The 12,481-nt window shown below is 65.5% G+C and carries 13 protein-coding genes and 2 pseudogenes; 8 read left to right on the top strand and 7 right to left on the bottom strand.

Going from position 1 to position 12,481, the window contains the following annotated elements; all coding sequences use genetic code 11:
• Positions 1-105 precede the first annotated feature (105 nt).
• On the bottom strand, positions 106-1,983 hold the full coding sequence (locus DCY11_RS08075; RefSeq protein ID WP_108682456.1) for a protein kinase: 1,878 nt from the start codon (positions 1,981-1,983) through the stop codon (positions 106-108).
• Between the two features lie 230 nt (positions 1,984-2,213).
• Between DCY11_RS08075 and DCY11_RS15495 the strand changes: the two genes are divergently transcribed.
• A complete protein-coding gene (locus DCY11_RS15495; protein WP_158007375.1) occupies positions 2,214-2,375 on the top strand; it encodes a hypothetical protein in 162 nt (53 codons plus the stop codon).
• Positions 2,376-2,397: 22 nt separating this feature from the next.
• Here the strand turns inward: DCY11_RS15495 and DCY11_RS08070 are convergent, their stop codons facing one another.
• The 3 genes from DCY11_RS08070 to aat all read right to left on the bottom strand — a co-directional run bounded on the left by DCY11_RS08070 (position 2,398) and on the right by aat (position 4,779).
• Positions 2,398-3,438, bottom strand: a complete 1,041-nt coding sequence (locus tag DCY11_RS08070) for a lipopolysaccharide biosynthesis protein (RefSeq protein WP_108682455.1) — start codon at positions 3,436-3,438, stop codon at positions 2,398-2,400.
• On the bottom strand, positions 3,435-3,725 hold the full coding sequence (locus DCY11_RS08065) for an oligosaccharide flippase family protein (RefSeq protein ID WP_159079875.1): 291 nt from the start codon (positions 3,723-3,725) through the stop codon (positions 3,435-3,437). The genes DCY11_RS08070 and DCY11_RS08065 overlap by 4 nt, the downstream gene beginning before the upstream one ends.
• Before the next feature lie 76 nt (positions 3,726-3,801).
• Positions 3,802-4,779, bottom strand: a complete 978-nt coding sequence (gene aat / locus DCY11_RS08060; RefSeq protein ID WP_108682453.1) for a leucyl/phenylalanyl-tRNA--protein transferase — start codon at positions 4,777-4,779, stop codon at positions 3,802-3,804.
• 183 nt (positions 4,780-4,962) lie between these two features.
• On the opposite strand from aat, the gene DCY11_RS08055 reads away from it, so the two are divergent.
• Positions 4,963-6,006, top strand: a complete 1,044-nt coding sequence (locus DCY11_RS08055; RefSeq protein ID WP_108682452.1) for an NADP(H)-dependent aldo-keto reductase — start codon at positions 4,963-4,965, stop codon at positions 6,004-6,006.
• A 33-nt stretch (positions 6,007-6,039) separates the two neighbouring features.
• Positions 6,040-6,648, top strand: coding sequence for an RNA 2',3'-cyclic phosphodiesterase (thpR, locus tag DCY11_RS08050; protein ID WP_108682451.1), 609 nt, complete (start codon positions 6,040-6,042; stop codon positions 6,646-6,648).
• 13 nt (positions 6,649-6,661) lie between these two features.
• On the opposite strand, the gene DCY11_RS08045 is transcribed toward thpR, so the two are convergent.
• A complete protein-coding gene (locus DCY11_RS08045; protein WP_108682450.1) occupies positions 6,662-7,186 on the bottom strand; it encodes a low molecular weight protein-tyrosine-phosphatase in 525 nt (174 codons plus the stop codon).
• A 139-nt stretch (positions 7,187-7,325) separates the two neighbouring features.
• Here DCY11_RS08045 and DCY11_RS08040 point away from each other — a divergent pair, with 139 nt between their 5' ends.
• Positions 7,326-7,700, top strand: coding sequence for a YkvA family protein (locus DCY11_RS08040; RefSeq protein WP_108683740.1), 375 nt, complete (start codon positions 7,326-7,328; stop codon positions 7,698-7,700).
• On the opposite strand, the pseudogene DCY11_RS08035 reads toward DCY11_RS08040, so the two are convergent.
• Positions 7,697-8,700 (bottom strand): annotated as a pseudogene (locus DCY11_RS08035) (NADPH:quinone oxidoreductase family protein). The gene DCY11_RS08040 and the pseudogene DCY11_RS08035 sit on opposite strands and share 4 nt — an antisense overlap.
• Before the next feature lie 132 nt (positions 8,701-8,832).
• On the opposite strand from DCY11_RS08035, the gene DCY11_RS08030 reads away from it, so the two are divergent.
• From DCY11_RS08030 to DCY11_RS08015, 4 genes and pseudogenes are all read left to right on the top strand, one after another.
• Positions 8,833-9,381 (top strand): RNA methyltransferase, encoded by a 549-nt coding sequence (locus tag DCY11_RS08030; RefSeq protein ID WP_245409313.1) that lies wholly within the window; start codon positions 8,833-8,835, stop codon positions 9,379-9,381.
• Between the two features lie 72 nt (positions 9,382-9,453).
• Positions 9,454-9,966 carry an invasion associated locus B family protein gene (locus tag DCY11_RS08025; protein WP_159079874.1) on the top strand — a complete coding sequence of 171 codons (513 nt, stop codon included), beginning with the start codon at positions 9,454-9,456 and terminating at the stop codon, positions 9,964-9,966.
• Between the two features lie 139 nt (positions 9,967-10,105).
• A pseudogene (gene rlmN, locus DCY11_RS08020) lies at positions 10,106-11,286 on the top strand (23S rRNA (adenine(2503)-C(2))-methyltransferase RlmN).
• Positions 11,283-11,843 carry a peroxiredoxin gene (locus DCY11_RS08015; protein ID WP_208430432.1) on the top strand — a complete coding sequence of 187 codons (561 nt, stop codon included), beginning with the start codon at positions 11,283-11,285 and terminating at the stop codon, positions 11,841-11,843. The pseudogene rlmN and the gene DCY11_RS08015 overlap by 4 nt, the downstream one beginning before the upstream one ends.
• A gap of 3 nt (positions 11,844-11,846) precedes the next feature.
• On the opposite strand, the gene DCY11_RS08010 is transcribed toward DCY11_RS08015, so the two are convergent.
• The gene (locus tag DCY11_RS08010) at positions 11,847-12,338 is read right to left on the bottom strand and encodes a 2-hydroxychromene-2-carboxylate isomerase (RefSeq protein ID WP_371514992.1); all 492 of its coding nucleotides are present in this window, start codon (positions 12,336-12,338) and stop codon (positions 11,847-11,849) included.
• Positions 12,339-12,481: the final 143 nt, after the last annotated feature.

Here is a 12,481-nt window from a genome sequence, read left to right as displayed (position 1 = left end):
GCATCGCGCGGAGCTTGACCGAACTCAACTGCGAGGGCAATGATCGAAAGCTTCGACCCGAAACATTCCGTCCAAATGCGTCCGTGCGGGGTCCAACTTCCCCGCTCAATCCTCGGTCTCGGCTGGCTCTTCTTGGTTCAGCTGGGCCTTGAGAGCCTCGATGATGTCGCCGAGATCAGTGGTGCGGCGGCTGGGTTCCGGCGCCGTCATGCCGCGCACCAGATCGCCGATGTCGCGCGGCATCTGGTCCCCGGCGTCGCGCTTCCAGAGGCGCCCCAAATTCGCCCGGGAGGGCACCCGGCCGCCCCAAAGCTCGGCGATCATCTGTCCGAGGGCGTAGATGTCGGCGCTCGTGTCGACCTCCGCGCCGGCCACCTGCTCCGGCGCCACGTAAGGCGGCACGCCCGGATACCCCCCAACCCCGGGTGCCGCGGCGACGGGCGCCAAACCCAGCTCGATCAGCACCGGAAGCTCGCGCCCCTGGTTGTCGCGCCCGATGACCACGTGGTCTGGGGTCAAGTCGCGGTGCACGATCTCGCGGCGGTGCAGCACGCCGAGCGCCCCGGCCGTATCGGCCAGCAGCGACAGCATGCGGGCCGGCTCGGTGCCGGCTGTGTAGAGGTCACGAAGCGTCGGGCCCTCCGGGCGGAGCTGCAGCGTGTAGAGCGAGCCGCCCGGCGCGAGACGCATATCGCGGATCTTGGCGATCCGCGCGTCGTGCAGCGTCGCGACCGTCGCGTAGGCCCGCCGCTCCTTGGACAGCACCGCCTCACGCTGCTTCTCGCCGAGCGCGCCGAGATCCAGCGTCCGCAAGGAGACCTCTTCGCCGTCGCCCATATCCAACGCGAGCACGCTGTCGCCGGCGCTCCCGTGACCGAGCGGGCGGAGTTTCACAAACCGCAAGTCGCGCTCGCCGTCGAGCCCGACCAAGCTCTTCGAGCCGGCCAGATCGAGGAGCCGATCCGCGCCCGCGCGCCGTAGAATTTCCGTGCGCAGCTCGCCTGCCACTTTGAGCTTCGCCTCAAGCGCCGCCCGCAGGGCGCAGCCGAGCGCACTCAAGGTGCCGGTCACGTCGCCGCGCCTCAGAAGCGCGTTGGCAAGCGCGCGGCACGCAACAACGACGCGCGCCGCCGCGTCTTGCTCCGTGTACTGTTCAACGAGGAGCTTGAGGCTTTCCACGGCGGGTTCGCCGGCACGAATCTCCTGCAACTCCGTCACGGCCTCGACGAACTCCGAATGGTCTATCGCGGTGGGGTCCTCGGGCAGAAAATTCTCGGCTACCAGCAGCCCGCCTTCCGCCTCGTCGTGGCGGCCGAGACCCGCACTCGCACGGGCCGCCTCGAGCTGCGTGAGGAACCGCAGGCGCCTGTCGTCCTCGCTCAAGGTCGCGTTGGAGACCTTGACGTGGGCGGGAACCTCCTCATGCCGCCCCAGCGCGTTCAGCGCCTGAACGAGATTGATGCGGGCGCTGTGGACGGCGTAGTCGGGCACCATGAGCGTGTCGTTGCCCGTCAGAAGAAAGTCGAACAGAAGGGCGCTGTTCTCGAAGCGGCGCGCTTCCAGCTCGCTCTGCGCGACATCGGCAACGAGCCGCACGACCTCTTCGGGTTTGCCGCCGATTGCGGTGAAGGCCAGCGCCGTGACCAGCTCATCCCGCGCGAGGCGATCGTCGCCAGACGCCGCATGAATGGCGGACATGGCGCGGGCGACATTGCCCAGCTCGCGGTAGCTTGGCGGCGACAGCTTCGCCGCCAGCGTCCGCGCCTCGCCAAGTTCCTTGAGCGCATCGGCGTCGCGGCCCATCTGGCTATAGACGACGCCCAGCATGCGATGGGCGCGCGGGCGCTGCTCGGAATCGCGGGGGAAGCCCAAGAGAAGCGTCGCGAGTTCCGAAAGCAACGAGTCGGGCGACGACTGGCGCCGCTCGACAGCCTCTTCCAGAGCGTCCAGAGCCCCGGTCAGATCTTTCGACTTTTCGGTCATACGGCAACACCCCCGGCCAATGCCGTGGACGGAGTGTCGTCGGCAAGTCGTCGGAAAGCAAGTTTCGGGAAGTATGTGTCCAACAGTCCGCCCGGTCACTCAAGTCCGTTTTTCAAGTTCATTGATCGCGATCCACCTGTTGCGCTAGGGTCGCCGCGACAAAGCTGGCGTCCGCTCTGTTGCGGTGCAAGACAATCCTGACAAGACAAACCCGAAACGAGTTTTCATTCATGCCCCTATCCTTCGGCGCTTTCGGCAAAGCCGTCGCGATCTTCGTGGTCGCCGCGTTCGTTCTGTGGCTTATCTTCACCTATATGTTTGCCAGCGAGGAAGCCGCCGTGGAAGCGGAGCAGGTCGGCGCGCTCCCGGCGGCTGCGGCGCCACTCTCGTAGCGGCTGCACCCTCCTAGAAGAATTATCCGCGGTCCCGCAGGGCGCGCGACATGACGTGCAGCGCGTCGGTCCGAAGTCCGCTCACGCGCGACAGGACCACCGCACAGGCACTCAGCCAAACCAGCGTCGCGACGGCGACGGCAAGCGCGGCCCCGACGACGCCCAGAGGTGGCACGAGCGCCAGGTTGGCCAACACGAGCACCACCAAGGCGGTGACCGCGAGCAACGCGTTCTGGCGCTGTGCGCCGATCACCGAGAGCAGAGCGACATTCGGTCCGAACACAGCCCGCACCAGCTGGCACCCGATTAGGATCAGCAGCGGCACCTTCGCGCCCGTGAAGTCCGGACCGAACAGCGACAGGATGGTCTCGCCCCAGAGCGCGACAACGAGCATCGCGACGAGGGTGGCGGCAAGCGGAAATCCGATGGCCTTCAGCGCAATGCTGTCGATGTGGCCGTGCTCCTTGCGCGCGTGCGCGTCGGCGAGGTCGGGCACGCTCACCTGGTGCGCCACCTGCACCGCGAAGCCGACCAGCAGCGCCATCTTGAGACAAATGCCGATAATTGCCGTGTCGGCGCTGGTCAGAAGCGGCGTGACCAAGAGGATGTCGACGTCAGCAAAAAAAGACGTATAGAGCGCAACCAAGACCAAGGGCGGCCCCTCGCGCCGCCAAATCCGCAGGTAACGCGGCGGAACCTCAGTGCCCGGCATCTCGGCCCCGGGCACGGTCCTCGACAATAGAAGGTACTGCACGACTGCGAGGCCGATGATGATGATCGCAAATAGCCCCGCTGTGAGCGGTGCCGTCAGGGTCGCCCCCAAAGCGACAAGGATGAGAAGAGCCGCAAGCAGCACGAAGGGCCGGATGCATGTATCCGGCAGATAGGCCAGCGCGAACCTGCGAAACGACGATGCCAGAGATCCGTTTAACTCGATCGCGGCGATCGCGGGTATCGCCAGCGCAGCGGCGCCAGTCGCAATCCTCGCGTCGAGCTCCAGCCCCGGCCAGAATACCGCAAATGCAATGACGACGCCCGTGGCGAGGACGGCGCTTCGCGTCACGGTATTCCTGACGTAGGCGATGAAGGCAGCAAGCAGCCCGCGCGGCCCTTCTCGCGGTAGCGCGATACGAAGCGCGACGCGATGCTGGGGTAGCCGAGCGCCGCGACCATCCCCATGACGGCGGCGAGGCTGGTGACGGAGTAGAACAAGCCCAGCGCCGAGGCATGGAGGGTGCGCGCCAGCAGCACCTGGGTGGCGAAGCCGGCCGCCGCGCCGGCGATCCGGGCGAGCGACAGAAGCGAAGACGTCGACACGAACGGCTTCAGGTGCCGGTGCAGGAACGCCATCCAATCTCCTTCCCTCGCAGCGCCCCCGGAGACGTTGGGCCGTTGGGTCGAATAGTGCATGCGCGCCGTGCCGCCCTCACGCCGCACGCGGCGCCGCGCCAGGTGGATTGGGCGACGCGACGTCCCAGCCCTTGGACCAGTCCGCCGGGTCGAGCGCGGGATCGACAGTCCAGCGACCGACCCGCCCCTCTTCGGAGGTGTACCACGGCAGCAAGGACAGGAAGTCGTCGCGCGGCATGGCCACAAAGCCGGTCTCGGCCAGATGGGGCGTCATCCATTTCGCATCGTAGAGACGGTAGCCCCAAGCCGCGAGGTGCCGGTGCAGATAGGCGACCGCCACCTTGGACGCATGGGACGAACGGCAGAATTTGGACTCGCCGAAATAGACGTCGCCGATGGCGAGGCCGAAGAGACCGCCGACCAGCCGGCCTTGCCCGTCCCACACCTCGACGGAGTGCGCGTATCCGGCTCTGTAAGCTGCGTAGAAGGCTCGCATGACCTTCGGCGTGATCCAGGTGAGCGGCGTCTTGCCGGGTCGCGGTTGCGCGCAGGCCTCCATCACGCCGGCGAAATCCGTGTCCATCGTGACCGTGAAGTTGTGCCGGCGAATGAGCCGCCGAACGGTACGCCCGACATGGGCAAGCCTCGGATCCTGCACGGCCCGCAGCGACGGACACCACCATTTCATCGGCCCGATATGGCAGACCGGAAACAGGCCCCGCGCGTAGTTGTGCAGGAGCGCCGGAACGCTGAGGTCGTCGCTGATGCCGGCGAGCCCCCAGCGGGTAGCGTAGGTGGGCCGCGCCGGCAGCTGATCCCGCGTGCCTTTAGGGCTCAGATAGTAGGCAAGCGTCATCTGCCACAGCCGCGGCAGGAGCGCGATGCGCTGCGGCTGCATCGCATAGGCCGCACCGACAACGAGCCGCCGCAGATACCGGTCCCATGGTTCCCGAAAGGTCGGCTCATGAAATGACGCTTCGTTCGGGCTGGGCGGCTCGATGGCCGCAGCGCTGCCCAAATCCCTCGGTAGCCTTTTTGGCCCAAGCACACCCATGCGGGCATCCCATCCCTGTCGGCGCCCGGCCGGCGGGTTTCCCGCGCCGGGCTGGTTTAACCTACCTTTCTAGGCCAGGAGTCCTTAACAACTGGATTAGGGCCGCCGCCGCTAACAACTTGTTATCCTTTGCGAAATGTGACGCAACGGACAGACACACGCGACACGAACGACGGAGATTGCATGGAATATCGGGAACTTGGACGCACCGGCGTGAAGGTGAGTGCGCTCACGCTCGGCACGATGACTTTCGGCCAACAGAACACCGAGGCCGAGGGCCACGCGCAGATGGACTACGCGCTCGAGCAGGGCATCAACCTGTTCGACGCAGCGGAGATCTACCCGATCCCGCCGAAAGCTGAGACCCAAGGCGCCACCGAAGAGATCGTCGGAACCTGGCTCGCGTCACGCAAGGCCCGCGACAAGGTGATGATCGCCACCAAGGTGGCGGGGCGCAGCAGCGTCATCGACTGGCTGCGCGACGAGCCCATGTTGTCGCGCCAGACGCCGGAGCAGATGCGCGAGGCCATCGACAAGAGCCTCAAGCGCCTCCAGACGGACTACGTCGACCTCTACCAGCTCCACTGGCCGGACCGGCCTATCCGCGTCTTCGAGGGCCTCGAATACCGGCGGTTGGGCGACGACGCCCACAACATTCATGAAATTCTCGAAGTGCTCGGCGAACTCGTCGCAAGCGGCAAGGTGCGCTTCATCGGCCTCTCAAACGAGACGCCATGGGGCACGATGAGCTTTCTCAAGCTCGCCGAGCAGCACAACCTGCCGCGGGTGGTCTCGATCCAGAACGCCTTCAACCTCGTCAACCGCTCCTATGAAGTCGGCCTTTCGGAGATCAGCTACGAGGAGCACGTCAGCCTGCTCGGCTATTCACCGCTCGGCCAAGGCTATTTGACCGGCAAATACGAGGACGGGGCGCTGCCGGAAGGCGCGCGCAAGACCCTGTTCAATAGGCTCGGCCGTTACGAGCAAGGAAACGGCCCGCGCGCGATCTCCGCCTATGTGGCGCTCGCCCGGCGCCACGGCCTCGACCCCTCGCAGATGGCGATCGCCTACGCCCTGTCGCGCCCCTTCATGACGTCCGTCATCATCGGCGCGACCTCGATGGAGCAGCTCAAGACCGATATCGACGCCGCAGAGCTGACGCTGCCCGAGGCGGTTCTTGAGGACATCGAGAATATCCACCTTGACTACCCCAACCCTTGCCCCTGAGACTCGTAGTCGCAACAACATGTTGATTCGGTTATGCCCAGGCTATTCACCGCAATAGAGATCCCGAGGAGCATCGCCGATCGTCTGTCCATGCTTCGAGCCGGGCTATACGGGGCCCGCTGGATCGACCCGGAATACTACCACCTGACATTACGCTTCATTGGCGATGTGGACGGCGCGACGGCCCGTGATTTCACCGAGGCTCTCGGTGAGCTGGTCGCCGCGCCCTTCACCCTTAAGCTGAACGGTCTCGACTCTTTCGGCGGAAAGAAGCCTCGGACGATCTTCGCGGGCGTCGCACCCTCGCCGGAGCTCGAAGCGTTGCAGCACGCCCATGACGGAGCGGCAAGGGTCGCCGGTCTCGCGCCGGAGCGGCGCAAGTTTACCCCCCACGTGACCATCGCCCGCCTGCGCGGCACCCGCCCGGATGCTGTGGCGGCCTATCTCCAGAACGCAGGGCTGATCTCCGAGACCTTCACAGTGAAGCGGTTTGTCCTCTACTCGTCGCGCAACTCGGTCGGCGGCGGACCCTATGTCGTCGAGGCGGCCTACGACCTCGATGACGAGGAGGTTGACTACGGCGACGACTTTTATGGCGGCTACGAGTTCGACCACCCGCCGCTCTTCGGGATCGATCCCTAGGCCCGCGACGTCCTCAGACCTTCGACGCCGCCTCGCTCGCGCGCATCAGCTCGGACAGCAGACCCTTCGACGCCGCCTCGATGAGGTCGAGCGCGTGGTCGAAGCCCGCCTCGCCGCCATAATATGGGTCGGGCACGTCCTCTTCGGGAAGATGCGGAGCGAAGTCGAGGAAGCGCCGGATCTTATGGCGGGCCGCGTGTGGTGCGATGTCCTGAAGATCGGAGATGTTCGATCCATCCATGGCCAGGATCAGATCGAAGTGGTCGAAGTCCTCGAGTTCGACCTTGCGCGCGGACTGGGCGGAGATGTCGACCCCGCGCGTCAGCGCGGCCTTCTGGGCCCGGGGGTCGGGCGCCTGGCCCTTGTGCCAATCGCCCATCCCGGCCGAATCGATTTCGAACAGATGAGCCCCGCCCTCCTCTTCGGCCACGCGGCGAAACACGCCTTCGGCCATGGGCGAGCGGCAGATATTGCCGAGGCACGCAAACAGCAGCCGGTGCCGGACGGTCTCGGTGTCTTCGGTTTTGTCTCCAGTCATGTCTCGGGTCTTAGGGCTCCACTTGAGAAGGGGGTCACGACATCCCACATAATAAAGGAATTATGCCCGCACACATCAAACGGAGAGGCAGTCGACTATGACCGTATTTGAAGACGCGGCCGATCTCCGTGAGGCCGCGATGGGACGGGAGATAACCGTGGAAACATTCCACAAACGCGAGCAGAAAGTGCGCCGCAATTTTTGGCGCAAGCTGAAGCGCGTCGCAGGACTTGTGCCCTTCGTCGAGGACCTTGTCGCCGCGTATTTCTGCGCCATGGATCCGTCCACGCCGATGCGCGTGCGCGGCATGCTGCTCGCGGCGCTCGCCTATTTCATCATGCCGATTGACCTCATTCCGGACATCGTCACGGGCCTCGGCTTCGCCGACGACATGGCGCTCCTGACGGCCGTGGTGGGCCTCGTCTCGGCGAACATCACGCCGGTCCACAGGACGGCAGCCGCACGGGCGTTGGACAAGGAATTGCCGGACGCGAGCGCGGCCGCACACGGCTAGCCTGGACGGCGCAATAACCCTCTATTCCTGCGGCGGACGATCACCTTGCCGCTGGCCTTGCGCTCCTGGATGACGCGTAGGGCCTCCTTGGTTTCGGCAAGCGGGTAGGTCCCGTGGACGTGCGGCGCGAGCCGCCCCTCCTGGCACCAATTCAAGACCTGCAGCGTGTTCGCACGATGCGCCTCTGGCTCGCGGTCCACGAACGCCGTCCAGAAGACGCCCAGCACGTCGCATCCCTTCAGCATGATCACGTTGAGCGGCAGGCGCGGGATGTCGCCGGACGCAAAGCCGATAACGAGATAGCGGCCCTTCCACCCCAGCGCGCGTAAAGACGGCTCGGCCGCATCGCCGCCGACGCAGTCATACAGCACGTCGAGTCCGTCGGGGCCGTGCGCTCCTTGAGCGTCGTCTTCAGGTCGCAGGTCTCGTAGTCGATGCCCTCGTCGGCGCCGTGCCGCATGGCCAGCGCGATCTTCTCCTCCGACGAGGCGACGGCGATGACGCGCGCGCCCATCAGCTTGGCGATCTCGACCGCCGCGAGACCCGCACCGCCGGCGGCCCCCAGCACCGCAACGCTCTCGCCGGGCTGCAGCTTGGCCCGGTCCTTGAAGCCGTGCATCGCGGTCCCGTAGGTGACGGAGATCCCCGCCGCCACGTCGTCGCTGACCCCATCGGGAATGGGGATCACGCGCGCGGCGTTGACGGCGAGCCGTTCGCGGCAGCCGTTGCCGCCCACATGCGCCATGACCCGCTGGCCGATCGTGAGGTCGGTGACCTCGTCGCCGAGCGCCTCCACGACCCCGGCGATCTCCCCCCCTGGCGAGGCCGGCAGGCTTGGCGTGAATTGGTACTTGTTCCGCAGGACCAGCGTATCGAAGAAGTTCAGGCCGACCGCGGTGACTTTGACCACGACCTCGCCTGGCTTCGGCGTCGGGTCTGCGATCTCAACGAGCTTGAGCGCATCGATCCCCGAGAACTCACTGAACTGCACTGCACGCATGTAATGGCCCCCGGCTCTGTCGCGTTGCCTTCCATGCCTTTTGCCCCGTGCGCGCCGCCATCACAAGGCCGCGCGGCAACGAGGCTGCACAGCCGCCTTTTGCTCAGGTCCCACGTGTGGCAAACAAGCCCCGTGAGACGAACCACTCCAAGCACGCGCGGCTATTTCGGCATCGGCGCCGAGGGTATTTCCAAAGCGGAGAATCTCGGCGGCCTGCTCCGGTCGGCGCACGCCTTCGGAGCGAGCTTTGCGTTTACGGTCGGCGCGGACGCCCGGTCCCTCAAAATGCGCTCGGACACATCCAAGGCGGACAACCACTTGCCGGTTTATCACTGGCAGACGGTGGACGAAATGCAGTTTCCCAAGGGCTGCAGTCTCGTCGGCATCGAAATCCTGGACGACGCCACAGAACTGCCGAGTTTTCCTCATCCCTTGCAGTGTGCGTACGTGCTGGGACCGGAACGGGGTGTACTGAGCGCAGAGCTGCTTGCGCGCTGCGGTCATGTAATTCGCATTCCGACGAATTTCTCATTGAATGTGGCGACAGCAGGGGCAATCGTAATGTATGACCGGCTTCGGGCATTGGGTCGTTTCGCCCCGCGTCCGGTCAGCGAGGGAACCGTAGCACCGCCGCTGACGCCCCATGTGCAGGGGCGGCCCAAGCGGCGGCGTCAGGGTTGACCTTTGGACCATAACTAGGGAAGACTGCAGCCATTCATGCGTAGAGACTGCTCACGACACGGGGACGGGGAGATGCGCCGAGCCGTTGTAGCGGCTTGTGCGGTGGTGGCGTTCAGCGCAACGCCGGTCGTCGCGCAGGAAGTCAAACTTCTTCAGAAATTCAACGACTGGGCCGCCTACGTTTCGCAAGGCAGCCCCAAGGTCTGCTTCGCCGTCTCGCAGCCTCGCAAATCGTTGCCGCGGAACGTGCGGCGCGGACCCATCTATTTCTACACGTCAGATTATCCCAGCGACAAGATCGCCGGCGAGATCAGCGTGAAGATGGGCTACCCCTTTCCGCCTGGCGGCAAAGTCACGGTGACGATCGGCAGCGACTCGTTCGAACTCTTCACCAAGGACGAGGGCGCCTTTGTCGAAAAGCCGGAAGACGAGGCCAAGCTCGTCGAGGCGTTGAAGGCCGGCAGCGCCATGACCGTCAAAGGCCGGTCGGCCCGCGGCACCAACACCACGGATGAGTATTCCCTGAGCGGCACGTCCAGCGCGATCGAAGCCGCCGCCAAGGAGTGCGCCCCCGAGGCGGGCTAGGCTCACCGAACTTCTTTTTGCTGAAAAGCCTGCCGGCCGGGCGCCCGAAGCGGGCGACCCTTGAGGCCGCTTTCGTACCGCTGCATCTTGGCATTTCCGGTTCGCCTCATGATATGAGGGGCCAAGAAAGCAATTTGTCATGACCACGACCGCCACAATCGATCCGGCCACGGAGCCGCAGACCGCCGAATCGCACCCACACGAGAGCCTTGCCGGGCTTGGCAGGGACGGCTTGCGCGAGCGGCTGGCCGCCGCCGGCGTGCCCGAGCGGCAGCTGCGCATGCGCGTCGCCCAGCTCTGGGGCTGGCTCTATGTGCGCGGCGCGACCTCGTTCGACACCATGACCGATGTCGCCAAGGATCTGCGCGCCACCCTGGCGGCGCAGTATTCCCTCGATCGCCCGGCAATCGTGTCGGAGCAGGTCTCCGTCGACGGGACGCGCAAATGGCTGCTCCGTCTCGCCGACGGCAAGGATGTAGAGACGGTCTACATTCCCGAAGAGGATCGCGGCACGCTCTGCATTTCGAGCCAGGTGGGGTGCACGCTGAACTGCACCTTCTGCCACACGGGCACGCAGCGGCTCGTGCGCAACCTCACCGCACAGGAAATCGTCGGGCAAATCCTGCTCGCGCGAGACCGGATCGGCGATTGGCCCGGCGCGGTCCCGAAGATCCCACGGGGCTCCCCTCCGGCGAGCGGAAGATCACGAACGTGGTGCTCATGGGCATGGGCGAGCCGCTCTACAATTTCGACAACGTACGCGAGGCGTGCGCCATCGCCGCCGACGGCGAGGGGCTCTCGATCTCCAAGCGCCGCATCACGCTCTCTACCTCCGGCATCGTGCCGGAGATTCCGCGCTGGGGCGACGAGGCGGGCACCATGCTCGCAATCTCGCTGCACGCCGTCCGCGACGAACTGCGCGACGAGCTCGTGCCCATCAACCGCAAATGGCCAATTCGCGACTTGCTGGAGGCCTGCCGGGCCTATCCGGGCCTCTCCAACGCGAAACGCATCACATTCGAATACGTGATGCTCAAGGGCGTGAACGACTCCATCGACGACGCCAAGGCGCTTGTGCGCCTGCTCAAGAAGATCCCCGCCAAGATTAATCTGATTCCGTTCAATCCCTGGCCGGGCGCGCCCTACGAGTGTTCCGACTGGGAGCAGATCGAGAAATTCGCCGAGGTCGTGAACCGCGCCGGCTATGCGAGCCCGGTGCGCAGCCCCCGCGGCCGCGACATCATGGCTGCCTGCGGCCAGCTCAAGAGCGCCAGCCTGAAGCAGCGCGCGAGTACCCGTCTCGACGAGGCGCGGGCTTGAGCAGCCTGCAGGATCTGCCGGACGACCTTCCCCGCCCCATCGACGACGGCGCCTGCGATCATCTCGCTGGGAGGGCGATGCCGGAGATCGTCCTCGCCTCCACCAAGGGGCGCGACGTCAACCTCGGCGCCCTCGGTCCCGGCCGCACGGTCATCTACTGCTATCCGCGCACCGGCGTGCCCGGCGAAGCCTTGCCCGATGGATGGGACGCCATCCCTGGTGCGCGCGGGTGCACGCCGCAGGCCTGCGCCTTTCGCGATCACGCCGCCGATTTGGCCCGGCTCGGGGCGCAGGTGTTCGGGCTCAGCACCCAGGACACCGCCTATCAGCGCGAGATGGCGGAACGTCTGCACCTTCCCTTCGAGATCCTGAGCGACGACCGGTTCGCCTTCACCGAGGCGATGCGTTTGCCGACCTTCACGCTGGACGGCATGCGGCTGATCAAGAGGCTCACGCTCATAGTACGCGACGGCGCCATCGAGCACGTATTCTATCCGGTGTTCCCGCCGACCTCGAGCGCGGCCGATGTCGTGGCCTGGCTCGAGAGCCGCGCTTGAAAGCTACCCCTTCGCCCAGCGCAGCGCTGCTTCCAGACGGTCGTTGCCCCAGAACAGCTCGTCACCGACCGTGAAGGACGGTGCGCCGAAAATGCCCAGTGCTTTCGCTTCGTCGACCTGAGCGAACAAAGCCTCCTTGCCCACCGGCGCGTTCGCCGCCTCGAAAGCGGCATCCGAATCGACATCGATGCCGGCCAGAATGTCCCGCAGCGTTTCGTCGTCGGAGATGTCGCGCTGCTCCGCATAGTTCGCCGTGAAGACGGCGCGCGTGAACGCCGCCGTCCAGCCATCCCCCTCGCCGGCGAGCGCGAGCCGCGCAGCCTTCACGCCGTTCTGCGGGAAGCGCACCGGCGGCAGGCGCAACGGCAAGCCCTCGTCATCGCAAACGCGGGCGAAATCGCGCCACATATAGCGCCCCTTCGCGGGATAGATGTTGAAGGGCGAATCGTTCCATCCGAGCTCCTTGAAGATCGGCCCAACAGAAACGGCCGCCAACGGACCGCGACGCCCGCATCGCCCGCGAGCCGCGCGATGCGCATGGCGGTTACATACGAGTACGTGCTGGCGAACTCGTACCAGAAGTCGATTCTAGGCATGATGCCGGTCCCCGGGGCTGCGATGCATCTTCTATAGTCGCG

This window comes from Methyloceanibacter sp. wino2, from assembly GCF_003071365.1.
GTDB lineage: Bacteria > Pseudomonadota > Alphaproteobacteria > Rhizobiales > Methyloligellaceae > Methyloceanibacter.
The sequence above is the reverse complement of the archived record's forward strand: the minus strand, read 5'-3'. Positions and strand labels throughout refer to the sequence as shown.